Below are 23,362 nucleotides of genomic sequence, written 5' to 3' on the forward strand. Positions count from 1 at the left end.
AGTGGTTAACTGTCGATAGATTTGTTTAGGAGTTCCTCTATGTCATCAATCTAAAACTGAATATTTTTAGAATATGAGTGTAATTTTGTCTTGACAAAGGTCACTTCATAACAGGTGATTCAAATGTTAGAGAAGCGTGTAGAAACTATATCGGATGATCGTTGGAAGAAAATAATAGAAGATTTTCAAAAACTACATGAAAATGAAGAACGGATCGAACGACAGCTTGAACTTGAAGAAGCTCAAAAAGCAAAGGAAGAAGCAAAAAAGGCTTTACAAGAAGCGAATAAATTAAAACAAGAAGCTAATAAACAAGTAGAAGAAGCCAATAAACAAACTGAACTTGAAACAAAAAGAGCCGACGTAGCAGAGAAACAGATTCAAGACATGATCCTTCGCCTTTCTAGTACAATGGATGTAAAAGCCATGGCTATACTATTGAATATGTCTGTGGATGAAATTAAAAAGTATATATAAAAAAAGAAAAGTCACTATTTGTGACTTTCTCTGTTTTCTAGACTGGCCTTAACTAAACCCACAAATAATGGGTGTGGACGGTTGGGTCTAGATTTAAATTCAGGATGATATTGTACACCAATGTAGAATGGGTGATTCTTATACTCAATGGCTTCAACCAATTGTTTATCCGGACTTGTTCCGACAATCATCATATCGTTACGTTCAAATTCAGAACGATATTCGTTGTTGAATTCATAACGATGACGATGTCTTTCATCAATCATATCTTTTTTGTAGCAAGACCAAATATTTGTATCGGCTCTTAATGAACATGGATAAGATCCTAAACGCATGGTTCCACCTTTACGAATATCATTACTTTGATCTTCCATGAAATCAATGATTGTATGTTTACTTTGTGGATCAAATTCAAAAGAGTTGGCATCCTTTAAACCTAGTGCACCGCGAGCAAAGGCAATGGCTGCAATCTGCATACCTAAACAGATACCTAAATAAGGAATTTGTTTTTGTCTTGCGTAAGAAGCTACACTGATCATACCTTCAATACCACGATCTCCAAAACCACCAGGTAAAATGATTCCATCAGTATCTTTAAAGACTTCATCTAAGTTGGCATTTTCTAAGCCTTCTGAATCGATCCATTGAATGTTGACTTTGGCATGATTTTCAAAACCACCATGATACAAGGCTTCACTGACTGATAAATAGGCATCGTGTAAGGCCACATATTTACCAACTAAGGCAATATTTACAGGTTTTGTGCTTGCCTTAATGTTGTCGACAACTTGTTGCCACTCACTTAAATCCGGTTTACGAACTTCAAGACCTGTCTTTTCACAGACGATATCCGCAAGATTTTGTTCTTCTAACATAAATGGTACTTCATATAGAGAAGGAAGTGTCTTATTTTGAATGACACAACGTTTTTCAACATTACAGAATAATGAAATTTTGTCTAATACAGACTGCGGAATGGTTTCATCACAACGCGCCACAATGATATCTGGATTTATGCCATAAGACTGTAATTCTTTTACGGAATGTTGAGTTGGTTTTGATTTATATTCCTGTGAACCCGAAATATAAGGGATGTAAGTGACATGGATGAAGAGACAGTTTTTACGACCAACCTCTAAGGCAACCTGACGAATGGATTCTAGAAATGGTAAGCTTTCAATATCGCCAGTCGTACCACCAATCTCGGTAATTACGACATCGGCAGCTGCATGTTCTCCTGCACGAATTACGAAACTTTTGATTTCATTGGTAATATGCGGAATAACTTGAACGGTTTCACCAAGATATTTTCCATCACGCTCTTTATTGATGACATTCCAATAGACACGTCCAGTGGTAAGATTGGAATACGTGTGTAGGTTTTCATCAATGAAACGTTCATAATGGCCTAAATCCAGGTCGGCTTCTAATCCATCATCTGTGACATATACTTCACCATGTTGGAAAGGGGACATTGTTCCTGGATCCACATTGATATAGGGATCAAGCTTTTGACTTGTTACCTTGTAGCCGCGGGACTTTAAAAGACGGCCAAGACTGGCTGCACTGATACCTTTACCTAGGCCAGAAACAACACCTCCTGTTACGAAAATGTACTTTGTACTCATTTGTTTCACCTCTACTTTTTTCTTTTAACTCGTGAATTTTACACCTATGAAAAAAAGATGTAAATAAAAAATTTAAAAAAATGATTTTCAATGTAAAAGATAGTATAATAAATTCGATTGAGGTGGTTTTGATGAACCTACATGAAAAAGAAAAAATGTACCAAAGACTCATTATTTTAACCTTATTAATCTGTATGGTTATCTATTATTTTGAAAAAATCGTTGATTTTTTGGCATGGATTGGTGCAATGTGTCTGCCATTTTTATTTGGTGCAGGACTTGCCTTTGTGTTTAATATTATATCGAACAATCTCATGTGCTCTTTAATCAAATGGTTTGATATTAAAGATACAAAAATTAAAAGAGTCTTATCTAACATTTTATCCATCTTCATTGTGTTTGCTGTATTTGCCGCCTTTGTCGGTATTGTCATACCTAAGATTCTATTTTCGATTCAATTGTTGATGTCAAACTTCCCACAAATGATCTATGAATTCTATATATGGCTTTTAGATATCACAAAACATGTAGATGTAGTGCACAACTTTTTACAACACTTAGATATCAATGCCTTTAGTACATTTGCGATTGATAATGTGAGTAAAAAAATCAGTTCCTGGCTTGTATCTGGAGGAGCCAATGATATATTTGGTTCCATTTTTATGATTTTATCCACTACATTTTCTTGGTTTGCGCAAGCCTTTATCGCAATCGTATTCTCGTTTCTATTGTTGTTTAATAAAAAACAAGTGGTTCGTGAAACAAAATCTTTATTAAAGGCCTATCTTCCAGAAAAGGATTATGAAAAAACACGCCACGTATTAAAGCTGATCATTCGTATTTTTACAAGTTATGTAGGCGGAACCTGTTTGGAATGCTTGATTTTAGCCAGTTTAGTTACTGCAGGATCTTTGATTATGAAGATTCCATATGCATTTTTAATAGGTCTAGTCGTTGGTATTGGAGCTCTTGTGCCAATGTTTGGCGCCTTGGTTGCAGCTCTATTATGTACTTTCTTTCTTGCGATAACATCTCCAGTACAAGGCTTTACATTCATTATTATGTTTATTTGTATTCAACAAGTTGAAGGAAACTTTATCTATCCGCACGTCGTTGGTAAGTCTGTAGGCTTTCCGCCTGTGTATATCATTGTGGCCATCACCATTGGAGCCAATGTAGCAGGTATTATTGGAATCATCATTTTTATTCCAATTTGTTCATGCATCTATCAGCTGGTAAGTGAAGATGTGTTAACTAGGCTTCAAAAAGTGAAAGAAGTATCCGATTAATTTGACATAAATGATGTCTATTTAAGTTGTATCCTTTGAGTATAGAAAGAAGGGTACAATATGAACGCAGAAAAAAGATTAGCTATGGATTTATTAGATGCTGTATGGAAAGAAGATGTACAAGGAGTTGAAAACTGCCTAGAACTTGGAGCAAGTCCAAGCTGGGTATTTAATGGATATCCTATCTTGATGCATGCCATCAGCATTGGAAATGAAGAAATTGTAAATATTTTAATTGATGCCGGAGCCATTCAGAAACAAGAAGCTTTAGGCTTTGCGCTTGAAAGAGGGATTGGTCAAATGATACGTCCACTTGTATTTCGTGGTATTGTTCCTAAACATTTTGAACCAAAAAAAGGCTTTGGCTACTATCCCCAAAGATTTTGCAGCACGCACTAAAAGGAGATAAAAAATGAATCGAACAAATCTATGCATTCGCATGTTACAACTATTAAAGGCAAGAGGGAAAATGAACACAACACAGCTTGCGACAGAACTTGAAGTCAATCCACGTAACATTCGTGAATTTAAAAAAGAGCTTGTATTAGCTGGATATAATGTAGAAGAAGTAAAGGGACGTTATGGAGGATACATCTTAAATGATGAATACGATCTTCCTGTCACTATTTTTAGTGACGAACAAAAGGATGCTTTGGTTCAATCCTATAAGTTTATGCGTACACAAAAAGACTTTAAACCCCTTCCACTATATTGTGATGCGATGGATAAGATTATTTCGACAAGCAAGATTTCATCTAACGATTCCTTACACTATATGTCCAATTCTATGGAATTAGACGAAAAGATCTCCCACATGATTGATAAGACGCAACAAGCCATGAACCATGGTCTTTGCGTTCTTTTGTCGTACCAGTCTTTACAGGATGAGGCCCCTAAACAATTTGAGGTTGAACCCTATGAAATCATTCACTACCATAAGTCGTATTATTTAATTGGTTTTTCTTTATTAAGAAAAGACTATCGCATGTACCGTTTTAGTTCGCAACGTATGTTTTCATGTGAAATTTCATCGAGACACTTTATTCGAGATAATCACTTTCATTTAAGCAACTACATCGGGGAACATTCTTTGATTCCTTTAGATTTAAAACTTGTGTCAGTGAGAGTTTACCATGAAAATAATGGGCTTCGTTTATTTAAAGAAAAATATTGGGGCAATAAACTACAAGCCATCAATAAACAAGAAGCGTACACAGACTTTGAGTTCTATACAGACGACATGTCAAACTTGTATCAGTCTTTGTTTTCTATGAGTGATCAAATGGAGATTTTAAATCCTGAAGATGTAAAAATTGCTTATTTGTCGCGTGTTCAAAAAATATTAAATGCGTATAGGGATGAAAAGAATTAAAAATTGAAGTACAATAGATATGGTGAATTTTTTATGTTACATGTATCAGATTTAATGCGTGAAATGAAATGTGACTGTTTTTGTTGGAACAGCGCCCACAATTCACTTCACCAGGAAAGTTTTTATAAAATGGATTGTCCATTCTCCGATCTATGGCGAAATTATTTAAATGCGAATGAGTGTGGCTTAGGTCATTCCATGGATTCAAACGAACAATCTTTAAAATTATTAGAAGAAAACGAAGTTGTATGTTTTGCACGCTTTGAATATAAGGAGTGTCGTACAAAGATTCCATATCTAAAAAAATTAGAGGATGGATATATGGCCGTGTATCCACATTTGAGTGCGTATCCTAAAGAAAATGAAGCATTGATCATGAAGGTCAATCAAATGATTCTTTCGCATTGTGGCGTTGACATTGTCGAAAATCGCATTGCCTATTTAAATAAAGAATATGTTCGTCAGGATGCGTTGGATTTAAATGAACTGTTATGTATCAGCGACAAACTATTCAATAAGCGTAACCACTTATCGAAAACAATTGCCGAATGTATGGATGAAGTGGAAGTGGATTTGGATAGTTGGATTGAAAGAACAAAAGAAATTTTAAATCGACCAAGTGTTACGCCAGTACGCACAAAACAATGTACAGCTTTAAGAAGGTGCAACTATTATTCTGTCTGTTTTGATGAATCTAATGAACCAGACGACTCGATTTTATTCTTTACAACCAATCAACATAAGCTGGATGCGTATGATCGTGGTATTCGTCATATTCATGAGTTGCCATTGAATCAAATTGAAGGATTCCGCCTTCAATATGCGCAATATATGGCTAGTAAAACGCAAAAACCATTTATGGATCGTGCCGCTTTACAGGTATGGATGAAACAAATCAAATATCCAATTTCGTATTTGGATTTTGAATGGGATACCTTTGCGGTGCCACCCTATAAGAATATGAAGCCTTTTGACGTATTATGTTTTCAATATAGTCTTCATGTAGAAACTTCGGATGGAAATTTAACTCATTATAACTTCTTTGAATCCAAAGATTGCCGTCGCCATTTTATTGAACAATTGATCAAAGACCTTCCTAAAACGGGAACGATTCTTGTTTATAATATGGAGGGAGCTGAAAAGCTGAGATTGAAACAATTAGCGAGTCAATTTGAAGAATATAGGGAAGAATTAGAGTCAATTTGTTCAAGAATGATTGATTTATCAAAACCATTTGAGGCAGGACTCTACTACAATTCAAAAATGCGTGGTCATTATTCATTGAAGAGTATATTGCCTGTATTCTCAAAAGATGTTTCTTATCATGATTTGGATATCCAAAATGGTTTAAATGCCGTGTTTGCGTATCGTACATATGATGAGAAGGACGAAGAAGAGAAAAAAGAAGTAAAAGAAGCTATTTCAACATATTGTCAGATGGATACATATGCAGAATATGTTGTATATCATGGCTTGATCAAGGAGGTAGAAAAAGATGCCTAATATTATTACTCATACTTTATTTGCACAGGAAATCTTTGATAAGGTGGATGAAAACACGCATGATTTATTTGAACCTAGACTTCACTTATTGGAAATTGGTTCGAATGGCCCGGACTTTTTATTCTTTCATGGTATGAATCCAAAAGATTTTTTTAAAAAGAGTGATTTACGTGTTTCAGGAAGTATGTTTCATGCGGGTCATGTGAATGAATTTTATCAAAAAGCTTTGATTTCCATTCGTAATGAAACAGATGAAGAAATAAAGAAAGATATGATGACTTATGTTTGTGGACATTTATGTCACTGGGCATTAGATGCGACAAGCCATCCATATGTGTTCTATCGCACGGGAACTTGCAAAGGCAAGAGTGCATGGTACCATCATCGTTTTGAATCGTTGATTGATGCGATCATGTTGAAGGTGAAAAAAAAATGTACGATTGAAGATTTTAAATTCTATGAAATCAGTGATGCATCTAAAGAAGAAGCTCGTGCCATTGCACGTATTTATGTGCCTGCGATCCGTCAGATTCTAGGTCTTGAAATCAAGCCTCATCAAATCATGGAAAGCTTGAAGGATTGGCACTTTATTGAATCCTTATTCTATGATGCTTATGGAGATAAGCTAAAGGCACTTCAAACATTAGAGACTTTCACCAAAGCCTACAATTCATTGTCTGGATATATCGTACCTAATGAGCCGGATGATCCATATGATGTAATGAATTTATTACATACACGTTGGGTACATCCAAGTGATGATACATTGGTTTCAACAGAAAGTTTCTTCGACTTATACGATAAAGCCCAACTTCTTGCGATGGAGGCAATTCGCTTATTCTTAGCAGCATGTGAAAATCCAGATTTAGATGGTGATTTATTAAATCTAATTCAAGATCGTAACTATAATTTGGGTACAAATGATCGCAAGGAAATGATAAATTTTGATTTAATTTACGAAAAATAGGTGGAAGGGTTTACAAGTTTACAAATTAGGCGTATTATAAAGATGGTAAGAGAAAGAAAGTATGGCTCACCTTTCGACTCAATATCCATCTTGTGTGTATATATCCTTCCTTAAAACACATAAGAAATTACTTTGTCGATCCTTTCGATGAGAGAAAGCACTTCGGTGCTTTTTTTCTTTTTCTTGACAATTTTTTTGCGTGATATAAAATAATTTAGGTTATACATACAATTTAAAAGGAGTTAATAAACATGATTAGTTCAAATGATTTAAAACCAGGTCTTACAATTTTAGTGGATGGCGAAATCTATACGGTTTTAGAAGCATCACAAAATAAAACAGCTCGTAGTGCCATGGTTGTTAAGGCGAAAGTTCGTAATGTTCGTACTGGAAGTAATGTTGAATTGTCTTGGGGTGGTGGCGAAAAGGTTGAACCAGCTCAGATTGAAAAAAGAGAAATGCAGTATTTATATGATACAGATGAAGCTATGGTATTTATGGACAATGAAACATATGACCAGGTTGAAATTCCTATGGATCGTTTAAAATGGGAAAGAAACTTTATTGTTCCAAATTCAAACGTAAATATTTCTAGCTATGAAGGTGAAATCTTAGGTGTTATTTTACCGGATAAAGCAACATTGAAAGTTGTTGAATGCGAACAGGCGGTAAAGGGAGACACAGCTACAAGTGCTAGTAAAAATGCTGTATTAGAAACTGGATTAGAAGTTAAAGTTCCTTTATTCATCAACCAAGATGAAATGATCGTTGTCAACACAAACGACGGAAAATATTCAGGACGTGCAAAATAGGCAATCGCCTATTTTTCTTTTTTTGCCAGATAGTGTATAATAGTAAGGAATGTTTAGGAGGTACTTATGACTCAACTTTCAAGAAAACAAAAGTATCAAGAACTTAGAGATCGTTTAGATGAAGAAACAACTGCTGCTCAAGCGCAGCCAGTGAAACTACAAAGATTATCGCGTGTAGATAGTGGCTCACATGCCAACAAACCATTGTATCCACATGATACAGTGCGTGTTTCACCTACTGTAAAAGAAATGCCTACATCTCCAGTGATGGAAGATCTGCTTGGAGAAGTGAAGCAATATAATATTGATAATGGTAACCGTATCACAGATGATACACAGATCAATATTTTAAAACAGTTAGACACAACAAGTAGTGATACAATGAAGAGAAATCAACATGTGATTCCTATGGATACAGATGATGAAGATTTAGGTTCAACAATGAAGATTTCAAAACCAAGACAAACAATCACTCGTCAAGAACCTAAAGAAGAAAAAATCGTTCTTACAAGTCAGGATGTAGAGGATGCTAAAAAGCCATTGGATGATGAATTGGATTTGATGTATCTTTCTCATGATGATTTTGATAAAACGGAAGAACAACCTAAAAAGGATAAGAAGAAAAAGTCAAAGCGCAAAAAAGAAAAGCGTGATGAACTTGAATCTATGCCTAGCGCAAAAATGCGTATGAAAACTTCTGATTTTGAAAAGGCTAGTAGTCATAAAGAAAAGAAGAGCTCAGAAATCGTATTGAATGTCGTTTTAGCTATATTGATCTTAGCTTTAGTTGCGATCATCGGCTATTTAGTATGGACATTTAAGAATATTTAATGAGGATGGACATGAAAAAAATTAATATTGCGATTGATGGCCCTAGCGGGGTCGGTAAAAGTACGATTGCGGATATTGTTGCAGAAAAGTTAAATATGCGCCATTTAGATACGGGTGCTATGTATCGTTGTGTGGCGTATAAAACTTTAAAAGATGGAGTCAATATTCAAGATGAAAAGGCAATGTCAGATTTGATGGACACAATTGACATTCATTTTGATGAAGATAACCATGTATATTTAGATGGGGAAGATGTATCTAAAGAAATTCGTATGAATAATGTATCTATGCAGGCTAGTAAAACAAGTCAGCTTGGTATTGTACGTAAAAAATTAGTGAATCTTCAACAAAAAGTATGTGCCAATAAAGGCTTTATTGTAGATGGTAGAGACATTTGTTCTGTTGTTTTGCCAGATGCAGAAGTAAAAATCTTTATGAGTGCATCGAGTAAGGCTAGAGCCCAAAGAAGATATGATGAGTATATTTCAAAGGGAATCGATGCTGATTATGAAACGATCTATCAGGATATTGTCGCAAGAGACTATCAGGATATGCATCGTGAAATTTCGCCTTTAGTAAAAACAGAAGATGCGATTGAAATTGATACTTCTGATTTAACAATTGATGAAGTCGTTTCAAAAGTATTAGATATAGTTGGATAATGTAGAAAGGGGACCACAATATGATTCGAGGTACTGTGGCCATCGTAGGTCGGCCAAACGTCGGAAAATCAACGATATTCAATCGATTGATTGGACAAAGAAAGAGCATTGTAGATGATACACCCGGAGTAACAAGAGATAGAATTTATGGTGAAGTGGAATGGCTGACACAAACTTTTCGCTTGATCGATACGGGTGGTATTCAAATTGAGGACCAGGCATTTGCCCAGGAAATCAATATGCAGGTAGATATTGCGATTGAAGAAGCGGATGTCATTATTTTCTTAACTTCTGCCAAAGAAGGAGTAATGACAGATGATACAATTATCGCAAGAAAGCTGCAAAAGTGTAAAAAGCCAGTTATTTTAGCTTGCAACAAAGTGGACAATCCAGAAATGCAGATGAATGTATATGAATTCTATGCGTTAGGTCTTGGAGATCCAATTGCGATTAGTGGGGCACATGGCATTGGACTTGGCGACTTGTTGGATGTCGTGATGGAAAAACTTCCAGAAAAAGATATCGCTCCATATGAAGGAATTACTTCATTCTGTTGCATTGGACGTCCTAATGTTGGAAAATCAAGTTTGGTTAATTCCATCTTAAAAGAAGATCGTGTTATAGTATCCAATGTAGAAGGTACTACGCGTGATGCGATCGATACGCCATTTTTTGTGGATGATAAAGAATATATGATCATTGATACGGCAGGTATTCGTAAAAAAGGTAAAATCTATGAGAATATTGAAAAATATTCGATCTTACGTGCTTTAAGTGCAATTGATCGTAGTAATGTCGTGTTATTCTTGATTGATGGTGAAAAGGGTATTCGTGATCAAGATAAGCATGTGGCTGGTCTTGCGCATGATGCTGGTAAAGGTGTTATCATTGTCTACAATAAGTGGGATACAGTTGAAAAAGATGAGAAGACCATGTCAAAGATTGAAAAGGAAATTCGTGCTCAATTCTTGTATTTGAATTATGCACCTATTGCGTATACTTCTGCACTTACTGGAAGTAAAGTGAATCAATTGATTCCTTTGATTGATCAAGTGCATGATGCATGTACATTGCGTATTCCAACTAATGTATTAAATGATGTCATTTTGGATGCACAGATGATGAATCCGGCAAAACCTCACTTGGGAAAACAATTAAAGATTTATTATGCGAGCCAAGTTGCGGTTGAGCCACCGACAATTGTCTTATTTGTCAATGATCCAGAATTATTGCATTTTAGTTATGCTCGTTATATTGAAAATAAGTTAAGAGAAGCGTTTGGCTTTACGGGAACTCCAATTAAGATTTTGGCTCGTAAACGCTCATAGTAAGGAGTTAAATATGCGTACAGTTGTGATTGGTAGTGGAAGCTGGGGAACAGCTTTAGCTCAAGTATTACAAGATAATCATCAAGAAGTTTTAGTGTATGGTGTTGCAGAAGCTGAAGTTAATGATATTAATGAAAATCATAAAAACTCAAAGTATTTTGGAGATGTTGAATTAAATCCAGAATTAAAGGCAACAACAGATATTCAATGTATCAAAGGAGCCGATATTGTATTGTTGGCAGTACCAACAATCGCAATTGATCCAATTTGTCACCAAATCAATGATATATTAGATAAAAAGACAATTATCATCAACGTTTCTAAGGGATTCCACCCAGAAACAAATGAAAGAATGTCTGAAGTTATTCGTCGCTGTATTGATGAAGATAAATTAAGTTCCGTCGTAAGTTTAATTGGTCCAAGTCATGCAGAAGAAGTTGTCATTCGTTTATTAACTACAATTGATGCGATCAGTTTAAACAACGAGGATGCCGTAACCGTTCAAAACTTATTCTCAAATCAATACCTACGTATTTATACAGGAAATGATGAGATTGGTTCTGAACTTGGTGTAGCCATTAAAAACGTTATGGCTATCGCATCCGGTATCTTATCTGGTTTAGGCTATCAAGATAATACGCGTGCAGCCTTGATTACGCGTGGTTTACAGGAAATGATTCGTTATGGTGTTCATTTTGGTGGGCAACAAAAAACGTTCATGGGTCTAACTGGAATTGGAGACTTGATTGTAACTTGTACGAGTGTACATTCTCGTAACTTTGAAGCGGGTTACCAAATTGGAAAAGAGAATTCGGTTGAAAACTTCTTTAAGAACAACACAAAAACGGTAGAAGGTGTTCGTACCGCAAAAATTGTTCATCGTGTTGCGAAAGAAAATGGTATTGATATGCCAATTTGTGAAGAAGTTTACCAAATTTTATTCAATGGAAAACTTCCAAGTGAATGTGCACAAGATTTAATGATTAGAGATTTAAAGAAGGAATTTTAATATGGGAAAGTATGTAAATAAAGAGTCTTTAACACAGGCTTTATCAATCAATTTAAATTTGTCTAAAAAAGACGCAGCATTTGCGGTAGACTTAATTTTTAATGAAATGAGTGATGCCTTGGCAAGTGATGGTCATGTAGATATCACAGCTTTTGGTAAGTTTGAAATTTTTGATCGTAAATCAAGAATGGGAATCAATCCTGTCACAAAAGAAAGAATGATGATTCCGGCTACAAAACTTCCAAAGTTTCGTCCAAGTCAGACTTTAAAGAATAAGTGCAACAAATAGGTCATATGACCTATTTTTGTCTTTAGAAAGGATGGATCATGAGCTTATTTATTGTGACATTAGGCTTTACATTAGCTATTTCAAGTAAGTGGGCCTATTCTTATTTTGGTTTATCGAGTTTTGAACAAATTGTATACCACATTAAAGTTCCTTTGGAAGGTACCAATACGCAATTTATTTTTGGATGGATGAAAAAATGTTTACTTCCTGGTTTTATTTTTGGCCTCATTTTTAGTTGGATTTCTATAAACATAGCCAAACTTATTCTTTTACTTTGTTGTATATATGGTCTTTGTCAAATTCATTTTTTTTCATATGTTTTTAACCAATTTAAGAAGACGGATTTCTTTGATAAATACTACGTTGAATCTGAAGTTATTTCACCTGAAAAGAAGATGAATTTTATTCATATCTATCTAGAATCGATGGAAACAACATATGCCACAAAAGAAGATGGAGGTAATGCAGATGAAGATTTATTGCCTTATCTGACTCAGCTTACAAAAGACTCCGTTTCTTTTTCACAAAATGAGAAAATTGGTGGAGCTAGAGTCTTAACAGGAACGGGTTGGACAACGGGAGGTATTGTTGCGAGTACGTCGGGTATTCCTTTAATTTTTAGTTTAAAACATAAATTTTGTAAGAACAAAGTTCCATTTATGCCTAATGTAAATACCCTTGGAGATATTCTAGAAAAAGATGGATATCATCGTGTCTTTATGATTGGTTCGGATGCGACATTTGGTGGAAGAAGAAGCTATTTTGATCAACATGGTCATTATGATATTCAAGATACCGTTTCTTTAAAGAAAGAAGGAATTCTTGACAAGGATTATCATGAATTCTGGGGGGTTGAGGATGATAAATTATTTGAATTTGCGAAAGAGAAAATCTTAAGTTTATCAAAATCATCCAAACCATTCGATTTCGAAATGTTGACAGTCGATACGCACCATCCTTATGGGTATCAATCAAAAAATTGTAAGAATATCTTTAAAAAATCCTTATCGAATTCGATTCATCATACAGATGAAAATCTAAAAGATTTTATGGAATGGTTAAAGAAACAAGATTTCTATAAAGATACTGTTATAGTCATTCAGGGTGATCATACAAGTATGGCGGCTGAATATATTCATGATACATATTCATCTAACTATGATCGTCGAGTGTGGAATGCGTTTATTCATTCTAGAGTGAAACCTAAAAAAGAAAAAAACCGTGACTTTACGACCATGGATTTTTATCCTACAATATTAACAGCTTTAGGATACAAGATTAAAGGCGATAAGCTTGGTTTAGGGACCAATCTATTTGGTGATAAACCAACACTTACAGAAGAGATCGATGCAAATCGAGTTGATAAAGAGATAAAAAGAAATTCAACTTTCTATAGGAGGCTCATGTGAAAAAAAGATTACGCAGTTTCATTATTATATTAGTTGTGGCGTTCATTGTTTTTTCGATGATGGTCACGACCTTTATGCAGATGCTTCGATTCTAACATTCCTTAGTGGAATGTTTTTTCATTTTAAAGTACAATGTAAATAGATGAATCGAGGTTTTAATTATGACAAAAAAACAAAAAATCAAATTTATAGCGTTATTAACAACAACGGCTTCTTTAGCTGTTGGATCTTACTTCTTTAAAAAGAAAGTAGAGAAGATGAAAGAGGATGGTACATTTAATACAATGGTCTTTAAAAAGCGTTTAAACCAATATTTAAAGGCAGCTAAAAAAGATGAATTAACTTTAGAAATCATTGATGGCTTACTAGCTGAATTGGATAAGATGAATGATTTCAAGGCAACGCACGAAGGTTTTGAATTGAATCTAGATACAGATAAGTATATGGAACTACAAGATTATCTTGATGTCTACTATTCTCGATTAGCAAGTTCAAATCATTTTAAACAAGCGGATACCAATGAAGATAATACGCAAGTACGTTTAAGGAAGTGTTTGAACACACAAAAATATATTTTAGAAAATTTCTAAAGAAAGTCTCAAATCTATCTTGAATTTATATAATAAACACGTATGATATCCTTATAAGGATGTGATACACATGGATTTAATACATAAGAAAAAAGAAAATCGGGCTCAGATCTTTCAGAGCTTTGATTCTTTAAAAGGCTTTAAAAAAATGATTCAAAAATGTGAAGTAGAAATTGTCAGGCCAAGAATTTTATCGCAGGATGATTATGAAATCTTAAACGAAAGAGTGCATGAAATTCAAAAAGGAAAACTTGTCACGATTGAGTATTATGATCGTATCAATTATAAAAGAATCACAGGCGTAGTTTCTAAAATCAATCTGGATACGCAAATACTTCAAATCGTAAAGACAAAGATCAACCTGAAACAAATTAGCTACATACAATTAGAGGAGTGAAAACTCCTCTAATATGCGTTATGTCCACCAATTAATGTATTTCGTTTTTTAGCGGTCGCAAAGTCTAAGGCGTTCATCCCTTTTAAGATGGCATTCTTGCCATAGCGATGCTTGATTTGAACTAAGGTTTCCTGTAGCTTTTTTTCTCGTTCTACTTTTCCTACGTCTGTAAATAAATCATAATTCTCATAATAATATTCATCTTTCACGTCTTGAAAACCAATCGCAATCTGTCGAATGGGATAGTTTGGATTCACAATGCGAATATAGAGTCGTTTAAATTCTTCTAATAAGATGGAATAGGAGTTTGTACAGTTGGTAATCTTACATGAGCCACAGCTTGGTTTGATACAATCTTTAGAGTAGCTAATCATAAGAGAAATTTGTTTAGTCACTAAATGTTTCTCGGTTAATGTCAATACATTTTGATCCACCATTTCTTTCATAACCACAAAGGCATTTTGGTAGGAATAATCCTCAAAAAGAATTTGGGAATTGGATATAGAATGTTATTTCGATTTATAATTTTTAATGTCTTGAATGGTCGTAGGCTCTTTGCCCCAAGCATGGTCAATGATATATTCGGCATTCACACCAAATTCTTTATATAATATTTCAATAGGAAATTGACACAAGTCATACATGTCATAAATGCCTAATTTGTGTAATCTTCTTTCCGTTCCATTTCCAAGCATCCAAAAATCTGTTAATGGAACATGATGCCATAATGTTTGGCGATATAAGTCTTCATTTAAATAGGCCATGCGATCGGCATTGTGCTTGGCGGATATATCCATCGCAATCTTAGCTAAATACAGATTGGTTCCAATCCCAACAGTCGCTGTAAGACCTGTTTTTTCATAAATTCGATCTAATATTTTTTTGCGAGATTTTTAGCACTTACTTGATAGAGTTTTAAATAGCTTGTGACATCCAAAAAGGATTCGTCAATGGAATAGACATGAATATCTTCTTTGGCAATAAATTCCAAGAAGACTTTATAAACTTTGCAGCTATATTCCATATATAGATGCATTCTAGGTGGAGTAATCATATATTCAATTTTTGGATCAATCTCAAAAATACGACCACGACTCGATACGCCTAATTTCTTAATGGCTGGTGTTGCAGCAAGAGTAATGGCACCACCACCTCGTGTAGGATCTGCCACCACAAGGTTGACTTCAAATGGATCAAGGCCAAGTTCCACGCATTCTACGGATGCATAAAAGGATTTTAAATCAATACATAAATATGTTTTTTGCATAAATACCTCCACACCCCATATCGTTCGTATAAAATCATAGTTAAAAATAAATAAAAATTCAAGATAGATTTGAGACTTTATTAAAAAGTTAATAAATTTTCACTGGTATTTTATTTATTTTTTGATACTATATAGATAAAGGTGGTGTAACTATGCAGTTAAGGCAATTATTACTACAATATGAGATTGAAAATAACATTAAACATGATGAGGCGGCTAAAAGAATAGGAATTGGGCGTGCTACATATTTTCGTTGGTTAAAGGGTGAAAGCACACATTTAAAGGCCAATACATTAAAGAAACTATCCGATATGCTGGATTGTGATGTCAAAAGTATTTTGGATGAGGAAGAAAGAATCAAACCAATCGTTGGTAGTGTAAAAGCCGGATATGATGTCTTTCCAATGGAAGATATTGAGGGATATATTGAATTAAATCGTCATGATGGAAAAAAAGGCGATTACTTTTTACGTGTACGTGGAGACTCTATGATCAACGCTCATATATATGAGGGGGATCTTGTCTTTGTGAAACAGACAAATAAAGTGGAATCTGGAAGTATTGCGATTGTACTTGTGGGTGAGGAAGCAACATTAAAGCGTGTTTTATATAAAAAGGGTTTAATGATTTTAGAAGCCGCAAATCCTAAGATTGACACAAAGGTTTTTACGCCTGAAGAAGTTGAAAAATTGCCGGTAAAGATTATTGGGAAAGTCTTATATGCTCGTAGAGACTTTGATTGAGGGAATGATTGAATGAAGATTTGGATTACTAGACATGGCCAAACAGCTTTAAATAAGCAAAAATTAATGCAGGGACTTACAGATGAACCTTTAAATGAGACGGGAATTCAACAAGCGAAAGAGGCCAGAAAAAAGATTGGTGATATTCATTTTGATGCGGTATATGCAAGTCCTCTACAAAGAGCGATTCAGACAGCATCGATTATTGGCAATGTAGATCAAAAGGATGTAAAGATTGATTCTCGTATTATTGAAGTGGATTTTGGGAATTACGAGCTTCGTAGCTACTTTAAATTAGGATTAAAAATGACTTCCTATTGGGCTTTTCCTGAATTATTGCCAAATCCTAAGTCGGTTGAATCTGTCAAAAGTATGGTCAAACGAAGTCAATCCTTTTTAAAGGAACTTGAAAAGAAGAATTATGAGAATGTATTGATTGTATGCCATGGTGGTATCATCCGTTCTTTATGTGGCTATCTAGAAGATCGTAAAAATGGTATTAAGTGGAGACCAAAGCCAAACAATTGTGAGATTCGTGTTTATGAATCCAATCATGGTAAGCATACATTCATTGAAACATTCAAGTAAGAGATGAAAAGAATAAATAAAACGAAATAGAAGTTTGGAGGTTACAAGTGCATGAAAATGGATAAGATGATGTGTGGAAGTAGAGAATTAGAATTCGCCATTTTTTGTATTGAAAATGTTGCGTCAAGACTTCATGTTGATGCACAAAAGATATATGTAGCCTTAAGCGAGCAGACAAACATTTTGAACGATTATATTATCCCAGAGTATGAGGTATTGCACACACAAAGTAAGGATTATATTGTGGATGATATTATTGACGTTATGCACGAAAGGGGTGTAAAGCTATGATCTTATATCATGGTTCATTTGTAGCGGTGAATCAGCCGGATTTGGTACATTCTAGAAAGAATGTAGATTTTGGAAAGGGCTTCTACGTAACTCCAATTTTTGAACAAGCAAAAAAATGGTGTAACCGATTTAAACGACGTGGCAAAGAAGGCATTGTATCACGATATATCTTTGATGAAGAATCATGTAAAGATTTAAAGGTATTGAAATTTGAGGCCTACTCAGAAGATTGGCTAGATTTCATTTTGAACTGCAGAAGCGGACAAGACGGTACAGATTATGATCTTATTGTTGGTGGTGTTGCGAATGATAAGGTGTTTAATACAGTAGAGCTGTATTTTGATGGATTCATTGATAAAGCAGAAGCCATTAAAAGGTTACAATATGAGAAACCCAATTTGCAGATAGCTTTTCGAACAATAAAGGCACTTTCATATCTGAAATTTGAGGGGAGTGAAAAACTATGAAGGCAAATCCAATTCTTTTGCAGAAGAAATATGCTCGTGTTGTAGAACTTTTTGCGAAAGAGAATAATGTTTCATTGGAAAAGGCTTTAGACATATTTTATCGGTCAAAGCTTTATCAACTCATGAGTGAAGGAGTATCCGATATGCACTGCATGAGTGACGAATATCTAGTTTGTGAACTCGAAGAAGAATGTAAGTATACAAAATAGCTTGCTTTCATGCATTATAAGAAAATGGATGTCATATGCAGAAGGTGTTCAACTGATTTCAAAAGATGAAAAGATTTATTGTCTTCCTGAAAAAAACAATCCTCCAAACCATCAGGGCCGGGAGGATTTTGTGTAATTATGCAATATTTTTAATAAATGATAGCATCATTTACTGTGAATCCGTCAAGTGAGTTTTCTTTCACCTGAATGCAAATATAAGTGATACTTGAATCACTTGCAGCAAAGAATTGACGTTTTGCCGCAGGGCTAATTTTCAACCAGTCACCAGCAGTAATTTCGACAGTATCCCCATCAATGATAGCCGTTCCTTTTCCGGCAATAACCCCATAGATTTCTTCATTATTCTTATGAGAATGAACGAAAGGAACACTTGCACCAGCAAGAAAAGTATTAATACTTACTTCAGCACCGGTTAAAGAAAGTGCTTCATGAAGTTCTGTACGACCTTCATTACCAACATTGATTTTTTTGTAGTTTGACATTTGAATGACCTCCATTTTTATTTGCAACCTTGTTGCTTGATTATAGTATAATCATTTACGCATTCAAAAAATAGTACGCACCTTTTTGTTACTGTACATAATAAAATTAATGTGCCATAATCTATATGTAATGAGGTGACTGCATATGAAGAAAAAAAATGAGCTTCCGGCATGTCCTGTAGCAACATCAGTGTCCTTAATAGGCGGTAAATGGAAGTTAATGATAATAAGAAATTTAAGAAATCGTCCATGGAGATTCAATGAACTTCAAAGAGATTTAGAAGGAATTTCTCAAAAAGTACTAACTGATAGTCTAAGACAAATGATAGATGATGGTCTTGTGTATAGAAATGATTATCATGAGAATCCACCGAAAGTTTATTATGGACTTACAGACCTTGGAAAAGAAATGATGCCTATTATTGATGCATTGGCAGATTTTGGTAATTATTACAAAACGATTGTTGATTAATATAGGATCCCCTTAACGGATAAAGTGAACCAAAAATGAAAAAGGTTCACTTTTTTCATCAATATACTTAAGATAGAATGTAATGTGTTACACTATTTATATATAAAACATATGCTTATGAAAAGAAATGAGGAAATATATGAAATCATTAGTATATATAGATGCATGTATGCGTAAAGATTCTAGCACCCGCAGAATTGCCAAGCCAATTATTTCTTAGCTATCTGAAAGATATACTATTACGAAGTTTGTTTTAAATGAACTTCCTCTTGAAATTGTAAAGGAAGATCGTATTCAACAAAGAATGCATGGAAACTATGATCCACAATCATTATCATGGGCAAAGAAGATTCGTGATGCAGATCAAATCGTAATAGCTGCTCCGTTTTGGGATATGTCCTATCCGGCTGCACTTAAGAATTTTCTAGAATTCTGTTCCGTATTTAATGTAACTTTTAAAAGTGATGAAAAAACTTGTTATGGGAATTGTAGGGCATAGAAACTATTATATATCACTACACGTGGTATGGATATTTCTACCTATGATCCATTCGAACTGGCCACACCTTATTTAAAGACGCTAAGTTGGCTTTGGGGATTGGTCCTATGGATGTGATATCTGCACAGAACATGGACTATGTTTCGGATGATGAAGTAGAAAAGAAAGTGCAACAGGCTATAAAAACTGGATTACATCTTGTTGAAACTTGGTAAATTGTTTAACAATAAGAATAGAAAAGGAGTAAAAATTGTATGTTGACATATGCGTATTTGGAAAAAGGAAAATTTGAGTTGATGGAAAAACCAAAACCGATACTTCTTCATGAAAGGGATGCGATTGTAAAAGTAACACTTGCGAGCATTTGTTCAAGTGATCTGCATATTAAACATGGTAGTGTTCCTCGTGCAGTACCTGGTATTACTGTTGGACATGAAATGGTTGGGATTGTAGAAGAAGTAGGAAGTAAAGTGACTCATGTAAAGCCTGGAGATCGTGTAACGGTGAATGTGGAAACATATTGTGGAGAATGTTTTTTCTGCAAGAATGGATTTGTGAATAATTGTACGGATGATAATGGAGGATGGGCTCTTGGCTGTCGTATTGATGGTGGACAAGCTGAATATGTGCGTGTTCCTTTTGCAGATCAAGGATTGAATAAAATCCCTGAACAAGTTAGTGATCGGCAGGCTTTGTTTGTAGGGGATGTGTTAGCTACAGGATATTGGGCAACTCGTATTTCTGAAATCAAAGAAGAGGATACTGTATTGATTATTGGTGCAGGTCCTACAGGTATTTGTACTTTATTGTGTGTGATGCTTCAAAATCCAAAAAGAATAATCATATGTGAAAAAGATGAACATCGTATTGAATTTATCCATGAACATTATCCGGAAGTTTTAACAGTAACTCCAGAAGAATGCAAAAACTTTGTACTAGAAAATAGTGATCATGGTGGAGCAGATGTTGTTCTTGAAGTTGCGGGCGTACCCTCTACTTTTCAGCTTGCATGGCAATGTGCAAGACCAAATGCGATTGTGACAATAGTCGCTTTATATGATGAACCACAAGTTTTAGCACTTCCAGACATGTATGGAAAAAACTTGATCTTCAAAACAGGTGGTGTTGATGGTTGTAATTGTGAAAAGACTTTACAATTAATTGCACAAGGTAAGATCAATACAGAACCTTTGATTACACATACGTATCCTCTTAGTAAAATTGCCCAAGGGTATGATTTATTTGAAAATAAAAGAGATGGTGTAATTAAAGTGGCAATAGAGTGCTGATTTCAACTACAGAAAAAGGAATCCGATAATCATGTATTTCAACATGGTTTCAGGATTTCTTTTTTTGACATTTTTTAGCTGAATTAACTAATATAATAAGACATGTTTGTGAAAATTTATACCATATATTACAATAACAACATTAATTGCTTGCGAATGCAAGCAATTAATGTGTATAATAAAGAAAAGGAGTGATACTATGGCAAATACAACTGCTGTTTATGCTAGAATAGATACCAAACTTAAAGATAATGCCGAGAGCATTCTTTCTCAGCTTGGCATTTCTCCATCCAGTGCAATTCAGATGCTTTATAGCCAAATCGTACTGAAAAAAGGTATCCCATTTGATTTGAAGCTTCCTTCTTCTGAACCATTAGCTGTTGGTGCAATGACAAAAAAACAGTTAGACAAAGAGCTTCAAAAGGGAGTTGATTCCATCAATACTGGAAATGTGTATTCTGCAGATGAAGTAGATACAATACTCGCAAAAGAATTTGGAATATGATGAATAACTATAAAGTCAGCTATTCTGGAGAGGCACTTTCCGATTTACGTGAAATTTATTCTTATATTTCGTATGAACTTCTTGTTCCTAAAACTGCTGCCGCTCAAATAAAGCGTATTCGAGAAAAAATCCGTTCATTAGATTTTATGCCAGCTTGTCATGAGCTAGTTGGATGGGAGCCTTGGCAATCGATGAATATGCATCAGCTGCCTATAGATAATTATATTGCATATTATCTTGTTGATGACAAGACAAAGATGGTTATAATAACTCGAATATTCTATGGCGGCCGTGACATTAAAGGAATTATTAATTCAAATATATAAACTGAAATGGAACTTTTAACTAGGAGTTCCATTTTTAGTGTGCATTAAGATAGGTTTATTTGATAAAATAAAGACACAATGAATGACTAGGAGACAATTACGATGAATAAACAATACAATTATACAAATATCATAAATGAAACTCTAATATTGACTGTTGCGGTTGGAATTATTGGTGCAGCCGTCTATTTTTTTCTTGTGCCCAGTCATACTTCAGTAAGTAGTATTTCTGGATTGGGTATTATACTATCTAATTTTATACCTCTACCATTATCAGTCATCACCATGATTTTAAATGTCGTTTTATTGATTATTGGATTTTTGACTTGTGGTAAAGAATTTGGCGTAAAAACAGTATATACAAGTATTATGCTTCCTGTTTTTCTTGCATTTTTTGAAATTATTTTTCCAAATTTTGTATCTTTCACAAACAGTCAAGAACTCGATGTATTGTGCTACATTCTTGTAGTGAGCGTGGGACTGAGTATTTTATTTAATCGAAATGCTTCATCAGGTGGTCTTGATATTGTCGCAAAGATCATGAATAAATATCTGCATATGGAACTAGGAAAAGCAATGTCCTTATCGGGTATGTGTGTGGCCTTATCCGCAGCCCTTGTTTATGATAAGAAAACAGTTGTATTAAGTATTTTGGGCACTTATTTTAATGGCATTGTTCTAGATCACTTTATCTTTGATCATAATATTAAACGAAGAGTATGTATCATCACTCCAAAAGAAAAAGAGCTTCGTGAATTTATCATTCATGAACTACATAGTGGAGCAACCGTGTATGAAGCGTATGGTGCATACAACATGGAAAAGCGCAATGAAATCATCACAATCGTGGATAAAGCGGAATATCAAAAGTTGATGAAATTCATCAATACACTCGATCCAAAAGCATTTATCACTGTATATAATGTATCGGATATGCGATATCAACCAAAGATTTGAGTAAGGCAAGGCCTTACTTTTTTTCCTTTATTATGACCTATTTGGACAATACATTTGATTCTAAATGGCTAAATGATTAATATGAAGATAAGGAGATAGGGTATGGATAAAAGGGTAATTATTAATTGTGTAATCATAATTTTAATTTGGATTTGTAATCGTATGGCTTATTATTACTTATCGGGAAATACAAGTTTAATTGTGAGTGGCATAATCCTAATTATTGGCTGCTTAATAATGTGGGGGTTCAACCATGAATATCGATGAATATATAAGATTTGATGATATAAATAAACAATTTACCATTCCATCCGGTACATATTCTTATAGTGATGTAGTTCGTGTTTCTGTCTTAAATGAAAAGGCTAAAGGAAAGGGTATTCCATTTACGGCTATACTTCCTTCAGGACCATTACCATTTGGGATTCTACAAGATCCATATCTATTTGTTGGAGTAAAGGTTGTATAAAAGATGAAACTATTTTGGCCATATATGTTTCTAAAGAAAAGACGATGGTCAATATGAATCAATATATTAAAGATCGCAAGGTTGCAGAAAAGATAAAAGAGATAATATGAAGTGACCTCCTATTGTCAATACGTGGATTACGACTCATAATTGAATTGATTAAAAACACTTATGGTGTCGATGCCATAACACAATAGGAGGTCACTATGAAAAG

32 protein-coding genes and 1 pseudogene are annotated in these 23,362 nt (G+C 34.4%); 27 read left to right on the top strand and 6 right to left on the bottom strand.

Annotated features, from left to right (window positions below; all coding sequences use genetic code 11):
* The first annotated feature begins 123 nt into the window (after nucleotides 1-123).
* The gene (locus tag H8911_RS07835; RefSeq protein WP_186999258.1) at nucleotides 124-477 is read left to right on the top strand and encodes a hypothetical protein; all 354 of its coding nucleotides are present in this window, start codon (nucleotides 124-126) and stop codon (nucleotides 475-477) included.
* Between the two features lie 14 nt (nucleotides 478-491).
* On the opposite strand, the gene pyrG is transcribed toward H8911_RS07835, so the two are convergent.
* The gene (gene pyrG / locus H8911_RS07840; protein WP_186999259.1) at nucleotides 492-2,105 is read right to left on the bottom strand and encodes a CTP synthase; all 1,614 of its coding nucleotides are present in this window, start codon (nucleotides 2,103-2,105) and stop codon (nucleotides 492-494) included.
* Nucleotides 2,106-2,236: 131 nt separating this feature from the next.
* Here pyrG and H8911_RS07845 point away from each other — a divergent pair, with 131 nt between their 5' ends.
* The 14 genes from H8911_RS07845 to H8911_RS07910 all read left to right on the top strand — a co-directional run bounded on the left by H8911_RS07845 (nucleotide 2,237) and on the right by H8911_RS07910 (nucleotide 14,563).
* On the top strand, nucleotides 2,237-3,394 hold the full coding sequence (locus H8911_RS07845; protein WP_186999260.1) for an AI-2E family transporter: 1,158 nt from the start codon (nucleotides 2,237-2,239) through the stop codon (nucleotides 3,392-3,394).
* Between the two features lie 60 nt (nucleotides 3,395-3,454).
* Nucleotides 3,455-3,793 (top strand): ankyrin repeat domain-containing protein, encoded by a 339-nt coding sequence (locus H8911_RS07850; protein WP_117924810.1) that lies wholly within the window; start codon nucleotides 3,455-3,457, stop codon nucleotides 3,791-3,793.
* A 13-nt stretch (nucleotides 3,794-3,806) separates the two neighbouring features.
* Nucleotides 3,807-4,766, top strand: a complete 960-nt coding sequence (locus H8911_RS07855; protein WP_186999261.1) for a helix-turn-helix transcriptional regulator — start codon at nucleotides 3,807-3,809, stop codon at nucleotides 4,764-4,766.
* A 33-nt stretch (nucleotides 4,767-4,799) separates the two neighbouring features.
* Entirely contained in the window at nucleotides 4,800-6,269 is a 1,470-nt protein-coding gene (locus H8911_RS07860; protein WP_186999262.1) for a DUF2779 domain-containing protein, read from the top strand.
* Entirely contained in the window at nucleotides 6,262-7,236 is a 975-nt protein-coding gene (locus H8911_RS07865; RefSeq protein ID WP_186999263.1) for a zinc dependent phospholipase C family protein, read from the top strand. Before H8911_RS07860 ends, H8911_RS07865 begins: the two co-directional genes overlap by 8 nt.
* A gap of 251 nt (nucleotides 7,237-7,487) precedes the next feature.
* On the top strand, nucleotides 7,488-8,048 hold the full coding sequence (gene efp / locus H8911_RS07870) for an elongation factor P (RefSeq protein ID WP_117924819.1): 561 nt from the start codon (nucleotides 7,488-7,490) through the stop codon (nucleotides 8,046-8,048).
* 66 nt (nucleotides 8,049-8,114) lie between these two features.
* Nucleotides 8,115-8,879, top strand: coding sequence for a hypothetical protein (locus H8911_RS07875; protein ID WP_186999264.1), 765 nt, complete (start codon nucleotides 8,115-8,117; stop codon nucleotides 8,877-8,879).
* An 11-nt stretch (nucleotides 8,880-8,890) separates the two neighbouring features.
* Nucleotides 8,891-9,541 carry a (d)CMP kinase gene (gene cmk / locus H8911_RS07880; RefSeq protein ID WP_117924823.1) on the top strand — a complete coding sequence of 217 codons (651 nt, stop codon included), beginning with the start codon at nucleotides 8,891-8,893 and terminating at the stop codon, nucleotides 9,539-9,541.
* Nucleotides 9,542-9,561: 20 nt separating this feature from the next.
* Complete coding sequence (der, locus tag H8911_RS07885) at nucleotides 9,562-10,869, top strand: ribosome biogenesis GTPase Der (protein ID WP_186999265.1); 1,308 nt, start codon at nucleotides 9,562-9,564, stop codon at nucleotides 10,867-10,869.
* A gap of 13 nt (nucleotides 10,870-10,882) precedes the next feature.
* Complete coding sequence (locus tag H8911_RS07890; RefSeq protein WP_186999266.1) at nucleotides 10,883-11,878, top strand: NAD(P)H-dependent glycerol-3-phosphate dehydrogenase; 996 nt, start codon at nucleotides 10,883-10,885, stop codon at nucleotides 11,876-11,878.
* Between the two features lies 1 nt (nucleotide 11,879).
* Entirely contained in the window at nucleotides 11,880-12,167 is a 288-nt protein-coding gene (locus H8911_RS07895; protein WP_117924828.1) for an HU family DNA-binding protein, read from the top strand.
* A 38-nt stretch (nucleotides 12,168-12,205) separates the two neighbouring features.
* Entirely contained in the window at nucleotides 12,206-13,576 is a 1,371-nt protein-coding gene (locus tag H8911_RS07900; RefSeq protein ID WP_186999267.1) for an LTA synthase family protein, read from the top strand.
* A 161-nt stretch (nucleotides 13,577-13,737) separates the two neighbouring features.
* Nucleotides 13,738-14,166 carry a hypothetical protein gene (locus H8911_RS07905; RefSeq protein ID WP_186999268.1) on the top strand — a complete coding sequence of 143 codons (429 nt, stop codon included), beginning with the start codon at nucleotides 13,738-13,740 and terminating at the stop codon, nucleotides 14,164-14,166.
* Nucleotides 14,167-14,236: 70 nt separating this feature from the next.
* The gene (locus tag H8911_RS07910) at nucleotides 14,237-14,563 is read left to right on the top strand and encodes a YolD-like family protein (RefSeq protein WP_186999269.1); all 327 of its coding nucleotides are present in this window, start codon (nucleotides 14,237-14,239) and stop codon (nucleotides 14,561-14,563) included.
* Between the two features lie 8 nt (nucleotides 14,564-14,571).
* Here the strand turns inward: H8911_RS07910 and H8911_RS13025 are convergent, their stop codons facing one another.
* The 4 genes and pseudogenes from H8911_RS13025 to H8911_RS13040 all read right to left on the bottom strand — a co-directional run bounded on the left by H8911_RS13025 (nucleotide 14,572) and on the right by H8911_RS13040 (nucleotide 15,830).
* Nucleotides 14,572-15,015 (bottom strand): DinB/UmuC family translesion DNA polymerase, encoded by a 444-nt coding sequence (locus tag H8911_RS13025; RefSeq protein WP_439649313.1) that lies wholly within the window; start codon nucleotides 15,013-15,015, stop codon nucleotides 14,572-14,574.
* A gap of 57 nt (nucleotides 15,016-15,072) precedes the next feature.
* A complete protein-coding gene (locus H8911_RS13030; RefSeq protein WP_439649314.1) occupies nucleotides 15,073-15,360 on the bottom strand; it encodes a DNA polymerase Y subunit UmuC family protein in 288 nt (95 codons plus the stop codon).
* Nucleotides 15,361-15,396: 36 nt separating this feature from the next.
* Nucleotides 15,397-15,441 (bottom strand): annotated as a pseudogene (locus H8911_RS13035) (hypothetical protein); the annotation flags it as partial.
* Nucleotides 15,435-15,830, bottom strand: coding sequence for a Y-family DNA polymerase (locus tag H8911_RS13040; protein ID WP_439649315.1), 396 nt, complete (start codon nucleotides 15,828-15,830; stop codon nucleotides 15,435-15,437). The pseudogene H8911_RS13035 and the gene H8911_RS13040, both read right to left, overlap by 7 nt.
* Nucleotides 15,831-15,982: 152 nt before the next feature.
* Between H8911_RS13040 and H8911_RS07920 the strand changes: the two genes are divergently transcribed.
* The 5 genes from H8911_RS07920 to H8911_RS07940 are packed head-to-tail and all read left to right on the top strand — an operon-like array spanning nucleotide 15,983 to nucleotide 18,128.
* On the top strand, nucleotides 15,983-16,573 hold the full coding sequence (locus H8911_RS07920) for a helix-turn-helix domain-containing protein (RefSeq protein WP_186999270.1): 591 nt from the start codon (nucleotides 15,983-15,985) through the stop codon (nucleotides 16,571-16,573).
* A 12-nt stretch (nucleotides 16,574-16,585) separates the two neighbouring features.
* Complete coding sequence (locus H8911_RS07925) at nucleotides 16,586-17,161, top strand: histidine phosphatase family protein (protein WP_117924838.1); 576 nt, start codon at nucleotides 16,586-16,588, stop codon at nucleotides 17,159-17,161.
* Nucleotides 17,162-17,212: 51 nt separating this feature from the next.
* Entirely contained in the window at nucleotides 17,213-17,452 is a 240-nt protein-coding gene (locus H8911_RS07930) for a DUF3791 domain-containing protein (protein ID WP_186999271.1), read from the top strand.
* Entirely contained in the window at nucleotides 17,449-17,919 is a 471-nt protein-coding gene (locus H8911_RS07935) for a DUF3990 domain-containing protein (RefSeq protein WP_117924842.1), read from the top strand. Before H8911_RS07930 ends, H8911_RS07935 begins: the two co-directional genes overlap by 4 nt.
* Nucleotides 17,916-18,128 (top strand): DUF3791 domain-containing protein, encoded by a 213-nt coding sequence (locus tag H8911_RS07940; protein WP_186999272.1) that lies wholly within the window; start codon nucleotides 17,916-17,918, stop codon nucleotides 18,126-18,128. Before H8911_RS07935 ends, H8911_RS07940 begins: the two co-directional genes overlap by 4 nt.
* A 149-nt stretch (nucleotides 18,129-18,277) precedes the next feature.
* Here H8911_RS07940 and H8911_RS07945 read toward each other — a convergent pair whose 3' ends face one another.
* Nucleotides 18,278-18,631: a cupin domain-containing protein gene (locus tag H8911_RS07945; protein ID WP_117924847.1), complete on the bottom strand. Its 354-nt coding sequence runs from the start codon at nucleotides 18,629-18,631 to the stop codon at nucleotides 18,278-18,280.
* Nucleotides 18,632-18,776: 145 nt separating this feature from the next.
* Here H8911_RS07945 and H8911_RS07950 point away from each other — a divergent pair, with 145 nt between their 5' ends.
* From H8911_RS07950 to H8911_RS07980, 7 genes are all read left to right on the top strand, one after another.
* A complete protein-coding gene (locus H8911_RS07950; protein WP_117924849.1) occupies nucleotides 18,777-19,103 on the top strand; it encodes a winged helix-turn-helix transcriptional regulator in 327 nt (108 codons plus the stop codon).
* A gap of 238 nt (nucleotides 19,104-19,341) precedes the next feature.
* Nucleotides 19,342-19,602 carry an NAD(P)H-dependent oxidoreductase gene (locus H8911_RS07955; RefSeq protein WP_117924851.1) on the top strand — a complete coding sequence of 87 codons (261 nt, stop codon included), beginning with the start codon at nucleotides 19,342-19,344 and terminating at the stop codon, nucleotides 19,600-19,602.
* A 254-nt stretch (nucleotides 19,603-19,856) separates the two neighbouring features.
* On the top strand, nucleotides 19,857-20,891 hold the full coding sequence (locus tag H8911_RS07960) for an alcohol dehydrogenase (protein ID WP_186999273.1): 1,035 nt from the start codon (nucleotides 19,857-19,859) through the stop codon (nucleotides 20,889-20,891).
* A gap of 199 nt (nucleotides 20,892-21,090) precedes the next feature.
* Nucleotides 21,091-21,396, top strand: a complete 306-nt coding sequence (locus H8911_RS07965) for a type II toxin-antitoxin system RelB/DinJ family antitoxin (RefSeq protein ID WP_117924856.1) — start codon at nucleotides 21,091-21,093, stop codon at nucleotides 21,394-21,396.
* A complete protein-coding gene (locus tag H8911_RS07970; protein WP_186999274.1) occupies nucleotides 21,393-21,722 on the top strand; it encodes a type II toxin-antitoxin system RelE/ParE family toxin in 330 nt (109 codons plus the stop codon). Before H8911_RS07965 ends, H8911_RS07970 begins: the two co-directional genes overlap by 4 nt.
* A 102-nt stretch (nucleotides 21,723-21,824) precedes the next feature.
* Nucleotides 21,825-22,679 (top strand): YitT family protein, encoded by an 855-nt coding sequence (locus H8911_RS07975; protein WP_186999275.1) that lies wholly within the window; start codon nucleotides 21,825-21,827, stop codon nucleotides 22,677-22,679.
* 253 nt (nucleotides 22,680-22,932) lie between these two features.
* Entirely contained in the window at nucleotides 22,933-23,148 is a 216-nt protein-coding gene (locus H8911_RS07980; protein ID WP_227402442.1) for a hypothetical protein, read from the top strand.
* Nucleotides 23,149-23,362 lie beyond the last annotated feature (214 nt).

This window comes from Holdemanella hominis (assembly GCF_014306155.1).
In the GTDB taxonomy this organism is placed as follows: Bacteria; Bacillota_I; Bacilli_A; order Erysipelotrichales; family Erysipelotrichaceae; genus Holdemanella; species Holdemanella hominis.

What these genes read in the sequence shown, in the direction of transcription:
- H8911_RS07940 (WP_186999272.1), top strand. Translation starts at nt 17,916, where the DNA reads ATGAAGGCAAATCCAATTCTTTTGCAGAAGAAATATGCTCGTGTTGTA.
- der (WP_186999265.1), top strand. Translation starts at nt 9,562, where the DNA reads ATGATTCGAGGTACTGTGGCCATCGTAGGTCGGCCAAACGTCGGAAAA.
- cmk (WP_117924823.1), top strand. Translation starts at nt 8,891, where the DNA reads ATGAAAAAAATTAATATTGCGATTGATGGCCCTAGCGGGGTCGGTAAA.
- H8911_RS13040 (WP_439649315.1), bottom strand. Translation starts at nt 15,830, where the DNA reads ATGCAAAAAACATATTTATGTATTGATTTAAAATCCTTTTATGCATCC.
- pyrG (WP_186999259.1), bottom strand. Translation starts at nt 2,105, where the DNA reads ATGAGTACAAAGTACATTTTCGTAACAGGAGGTGTTGTTTCTGGCCTA.
- H8911_RS07960 (WP_186999273.1), top strand. Translation starts at nt 19,857, where the DNA reads ATGTTGACATATGCGTATTTGGAAAAAGGAAAATTTGAGTTGATGGAA.
- H8911_RS07910 (WP_186999269.1), top strand. Translation starts at nt 14,237, where the DNA reads ATGGATTTAATACATAAGAAAAAAGAAAATCGGGCTCAGATCTTTCAG.
- H8911_RS07845 (WP_186999260.1), top strand. Translation starts at nt 2,237, where the DNA reads ATGAACCTACATGAAAAAGAAAAAATGTACCAAAGACTCATTATTTTA.
- H8911_RS07855 (WP_186999261.1), top strand. Translation starts at nt 3,807, where the DNA reads ATGAATCGAACAAATCTATGCATTCGCATGTTACAACTATTAAAGGCA.
- H8911_RS07835 (WP_186999258.1), top strand. Translation starts at nt 124, where the DNA reads ATGTTAGAGAAGCGTGTAGAAACTATATCGGATGATCGTTGGAAGAAA.
- H8911_RS07930 (WP_186999271.1), top strand. Translation starts at nt 17,213, where the DNA reads ATGAAAATGGATAAGATGATGTGTGGAAGTAGAGAATTAGAATTCGCC.
- H8911_RS07965 (WP_117924856.1), top strand. Translation starts at nt 21,091, where the DNA reads ATGGCAAATACAACTGCTGTTTATGCTAGAATAGATACCAAACTTAAA.
- H8911_RS07925 (WP_117924838.1), top strand. Translation starts at nt 16,586, where the DNA reads ATGAAGATTTGGATTACTAGACATGGCCAAACAGCTTTAAATAAGCAA.
- H8911_RS07970 (WP_186999274.1), top strand. Translation starts at nt 21,393, where the DNA reads ATGATGAATAACTATAAAGTCAGCTATTCTGGAGAGGCACTTTCCGAT.
- H8911_RS07945 (WP_117924847.1), bottom strand. Translation starts at nt 18,631, where the DNA reads ATGTCAAACTACAAAAAAATCAATGTTGGTAATGAAGGTCGTACAGAA.
- H8911_RS07865 (WP_186999263.1), top strand. Translation starts at nt 6,262, where the DNA reads ATGCCTAATATTATTACTCATACTTTATTTGCACAGGAAATCTTTGAT.
- H8911_RS07920 (WP_186999270.1), top strand. Translation starts at nt 15,983, where the DNA reads ATGCAGTTAAGGCAATTATTACTACAATATGAGATTGAAAATAACATT.
- H8911_RS07860 (WP_186999262.1), top strand. Translation starts at nt 4,800, where the DNA reads ATGTTACATGTATCAGATTTAATGCGTGAAATGAAATGTGACTGTTTT.
- H8911_RS07900 (WP_186999267.1), top strand. Translation starts at nt 12,206, where the DNA reads ATGAGCTTATTTATTGTGACATTAGGCTTTACATTAGCTATTTCAAGT.
- H8911_RS07850 (WP_117924810.1), top strand. Translation starts at nt 3,455, where the DNA reads ATGAACGCAGAAAAAAGATTAGCTATGGATTTATTAGATGCTGTATGG.
- H8911_RS07905 (WP_186999268.1), top strand. Translation starts at nt 13,738, where the DNA reads ATGACAAAAAAACAAAAAATCAAATTTATAGCGTTATTAACAACAACG.
- H8911_RS07975 (WP_186999275.1), top strand. Translation starts at nt 21,825, where the DNA reads ATGAATAAACAATACAATTATACAAATATCATAAATGAAACTCTAATA.
- efp (WP_117924819.1), top strand. Translation starts at nt 7,488, where the DNA reads ATGATTAGTTCAAATGATTTAAAACCAGGTCTTACAATTTTAGTGGAT.
- H8911_RS07875 (WP_186999264.1), top strand. Translation starts at nt 8,115, where the DNA reads ATGACTCAACTTTCAAGAAAACAAAAGTATCAAGAACTTAGAGATCGT.
- H8911_RS13030 (WP_439649314.1), bottom strand. Translation starts at nt 15,360, where the DNA reads ATGGATATATCCGCCAAGCACAATGCCGATCGCATGGCCTATTTAAAT.
- H8911_RS07895 (WP_117924828.1), top strand. Translation starts at nt 11,880, where the DNA reads ATGGGAAAGTATGTAAATAAAGAGTCTTTAACACAGGCTTTATCAATC.
- H8911_RS07890 (WP_186999266.1), top strand. Translation starts at nt 10,883, where the DNA reads ATGCGTACAGTTGTGATTGGTAGTGGAAGCTGGGGAACAGCTTTAGCT.
- H8911_RS07980 (WP_227402442.1), top strand. Translation starts at nt 22,933, where the DNA reads ATGAATATCGATGAATATATAAGATTTGATGATATAAATAAACAATTT.
- H8911_RS07935 (WP_117924842.1), top strand. Translation starts at nt 17,449, where the DNA reads ATGATCTTATATCATGGTTCATTTGTAGCGGTGAATCAGCCGGATTTG.
- H8911_RS07950 (WP_117924849.1), top strand. Translation starts at nt 18,777, where the DNA reads ATGAAGAAAAAAAATGAGCTTCCGGCATGTCCTGTAGCAACATCAGTG.